This window comes from Lacisediminihabitans sp., assembly GCF_036569425.1.
Lineage (GTDB): Bacteria > Actinomycetota > Actinomycetes > Actinomycetales > Microbacteriaceae > Lacisediminihabitans.
The window spans coordinates 1-3,232 of the sequence record NZ_DATCQQ010000025.1 but is presented as its reverse complement, the minus strand read 5'-3'; the positions used below and the strand labels follow the sequence as shown (position 1 = coordinate 3,232).

The 3,232-nt window shown below is 69.2% G+C and carries 2 protein-coding genes and 3 pseudogenes; 1 reads left to right on the top strand and 4 read right to left on the bottom strand.

Annotated elements, in window-relative coordinates:
* The 4 genes and pseudogenes from VIM54_RS04660 to VIM54_RS04645 all read right to left on the bottom strand — a co-directional run.
* Nucleotides 1-647: arginase family protein (locus VIM54_RS04660; protein WP_331899574.1), on the bottom strand; the 647-nt coding region annotated here is incomplete at its 3' end.
* Between the two features lie 40 nt (nucleotides 648-687).
* Nucleotides 688-1,338, bottom strand: a pseudogene (locus tag VIM54_RS04655) (NADPH-dependent F420 reductase); the annotation flags it as partial.
* A 113-nt stretch (nucleotides 1,339-1,451) separates the two neighbouring features.
* On the bottom strand, nucleotides 1,452-2,231 hold the full coding sequence (locus VIM54_RS04650; protein ID WP_331899572.1) for a hypothetical protein: 780 nt from the start codon (nucleotides 2,229-2,231) through the stop codon (nucleotides 1,452-1,454).
* Nucleotides 2,215-2,685 (bottom strand): annotated as a pseudogene (locus VIM54_RS04645) (sigma-70 family RNA polymerase sigma factor); the annotation flags it as partial. The gene VIM54_RS04650 and the pseudogene VIM54_RS04645, both read right to left, overlap by 17 nt.
* A 220-nt stretch (nucleotides 2,686-2,905) precedes the next feature.
* Between VIM54_RS04645 and VIM54_RS04640 the strand changes: the two are divergent.
* Nucleotides 2,906-3,232: pseudogene (locus VIM54_RS04640) on the top strand (IS3 family transposase); the annotation flags it as partial.

Sequence of the window (3,232 nt, the reverse complement as noted above, 5' to 3'; positions counted from 1 at the left end):
CCGAGGCCGTCGAACTCGGCCGGGTCGAGCACGTCGAGATCGACGTGGAGGTAGACGGAGGTGGCGCCGGAGGTGCCGAGAGCCTCCGCGATCGACGCGGGGGTGAGGGTGTCCGGTGTGATGAGGCGCAGGTCGGCCGAGTCGACGAAGTCCGCCTCGGCATCGTCGAGGGCGCGCGTGCCGGCGAGGATGAGACGGCCGACCTCCAGCGGTGTGGCCGGGATGAGCGACGGCTCGCCCTCGCCGAGCAGGGTGCGCAGCACCATGCCGTGGAAGGCGCGGCTGGGAGAGGTCTCCGGGGTGTGCAGGTCGGGATGCGCGTCGAGCCAGACGACGGCCATGCCGTCGTTCGCGCCGGCGGCATGCTGGATTGCGGCGAGCTCGACTCCGCAGTCGCCTCCTATGGTCACGGCGAGCCCACGCACCGCGCCGAGCGCGGTGAGCTGGGCGTCTCGCACCGACTGGATCGCGCTCAGGCGATTGACGAGCGTTCCCTCGTCGCTGCCGGCACCGAGCGGAATCTCGACCGAGACGGTGGATGCACCGGGGAGGTCGCCGAGGATCGCCTCCGCCCCATCCACGAGTCGCATCGCGCGCGACGAGCCGGAGCCTTGCCATTGGGGGACGACGAGAAAAGTGGCAGCCACACGTCAAGTATGGCTGCCACCGGGGGTGTTTCGCCGACCGCTAGATGGTTCGGGGCGCGATCGCGAGGTTTGCCGCGAGCTCCGCCGCGTTCTGGCGCACGACGTACGCCGGGCGATCACGCTCGAAACGCCAGCTCTCGGAGAGGGCACCGGCGTTGACCGCATCGAAGCCGAATTCGTCGTAGAGCTTCGTGAGCAGCTCGGCGGCGTCGTCGAAGTCGGAGGCGACACCGAGGCCGCGGCGGTCGGGCGACCCGGCGGGTTTCGAATCGGCGGTCACGTCTGCCGCGGTGATGTGGTTGAACCCCTTCACGACCCTCGACCGCGGAAGGTGGGCCTGGAGCAGCCCGGAGACGGTCGCGGTGCCGTTGTCGAGTTCGGGGTAGTGGCCGTCCCGTTCGAAGTAGTAGTTGTTGGTGTCGATCACGATTTTGCCGGCGAGGGGCTCGACCGGTACATCCGTGTAGTTCTTGAACGGAATGGTCACGACCACGAAGTCGCCCGCCTCTGCCGCCTCGGTCGAGGTCGCCGCTCGGGCCTTCGGCCCCAGCTCGTCAACGAGCGCGGAGAGGGTCTCCGGTGCGCGTGAGTTGCTGATGACCACGTCATAGCCGTTCTCGATCGCTTTGCGCGCGAGCTGGCCGCCAATGTTTCCTGCACCGATGATTCCGATAGTTGTCATGGCGGTTGCAACTGACGCGCTGCCCGGGTTGTTCCCGGACCGCGAGGTCGAGTCTCGCGAATCGGCTCGCGGGGGCCGACCCGGTCGGCCGCGCTCGCGACGGGGCTAATGGAGAGGTTAGGTCAGTTCAGGACGATGGGGGCGAGCGGGCCGGTCACGAGGTCGTTCGTGACGGTGTCACCCTCGCTCACGAGATCGATTGCTGCCGAGACCTGGTACACGCCGGGCGCCACGTGTGGAAGGGCGCTGCGGAAGCTTGCCGCCGAGTCGTCCTCGACGCCGCAGACCACCGGCACGAGGGTGGCCTGGTAGGTCATGGATGCCCCGGGCGCGAGGTCGACGACGGCGGCCATCGCGATCATCGGACCGTTGCTGTGCCAGAGGGTGACGCCATCCTTCGAGAGGGTGATGGCGGGCGCCGCCGCTGTCGTCCCGCGCACGTGGGTCGAGCCCGTGTTGGTGAGCGTGACGGTGCCCTCGATGGCCTCCGATGCCGCCGGCGCGGTGGGAAAGTTCGCGGTGAGCACGAGGCCCGCGGCGTTCGGGGCCACCCGCGCGAGCTCGCCGCCGCAGAGGTTGAGCTTCTCGGCGGGGGCCCGCGTGATGCCCGGCTCGCTTCCCTTGGCGACATCGGGGCCGCGCAGCCCGGAGTCTGTGCTGCCGGAGTCCGAGGTGCTCGATCCGGTGCTCATCGTCGACGCCGACGGGATGATGGCCCGCAGGCCGGCGACGCTCGCGACACCGATGCCCGCGACGGCGAGGGTCGTCGCCCCTCCGATGACGAGCTGCTGCACCCGGCGCCTGCGCGAGCTGCGACGGATCACGAGGCCCGTGTCGATCCTTTGCCCGCTCGGGGTTCCGGCCGCCTCGAACAGGCCCTTCAGGTCAGACTCTGCGGACATGCGCTGCTCCCTGGTCGGTGGTGGGTGTACCGGTCGTGGCGCGACCGGTGCCGGGATGCTCGTCGTCCGCCATCGCGACCGCCATCTTCGCGAGGCTGTCGCTCAGGTACCGCTTGACGGTGCCTGGACTGATGTCGAGCCACTCGGCGATGTCGTCGACCTTGAGATCCTCGTAGTAGCGCAGCACAAGGCACGCGCGCTCTCGCGGGCTCAGCTTGCCGAGCTCGCCGTGCAGGTCGAGCCTGCTCTCCGCGGCGGGCACCGCGGAGTCGTCGGCCTCGGGCACCACGGTGAGGTGCGCGATCTTGCGCCAGCGAGTCGTGCGCCGCCCGCGGTCGAGGTAGGTGTTGAGGATCGCCCGCCGCACGTACGCCTCGCCGCTCGTGACGGTGTAGCCGTTGCGCAGGCGACCGAAGGTCTTGACGAGGGCGTCCTGCACGAGGTCGGCCGCGTCATCCGAACTCCCGCAGAGGAGGTGCGCGTAACGTGTGAGGGCATCGCCCCGCTCGGCGACGAGCGTCGTGACGACGTCCCGCCAGTCGCCCTGCCCTACGTGTCAGGGTTGGATGAGGCCAGCACCTCAGAGCAAGTCTCCCGTCTGATGTAGGGCGAGAACCAGGAATACCCCGATCATGTCCAGCTCATCCCCGTCGGCTCTGCGCGACGATAGACCTATGACCAACACCAGCCCGGGGCCCCGCGCCGGAGGCCCGAGGCCCCGGCGAACATTCACCCCGGCCCAGAAACTCGACCACCTCGCCGGCTACGAAGACGCGATCCTCCGCAACGAGGGCGGCGCGTATCTCCGGCAGGAGGGCATCTACTCGTCCCAGATCACCGAGTGGCGCAAACTCCGCGATGCCGGCGTTCTCGCGGGCAGGAACCCAGGCGAGAAGATCGGCCGGTTGACGCCGGAACAGGCCGAGATCGCGCGTCTCCGCCGGCAGCTCGCGGTCACGCAGCGACGTTTGGGAATCACGGAGGTCGCCCTGGGGATCATG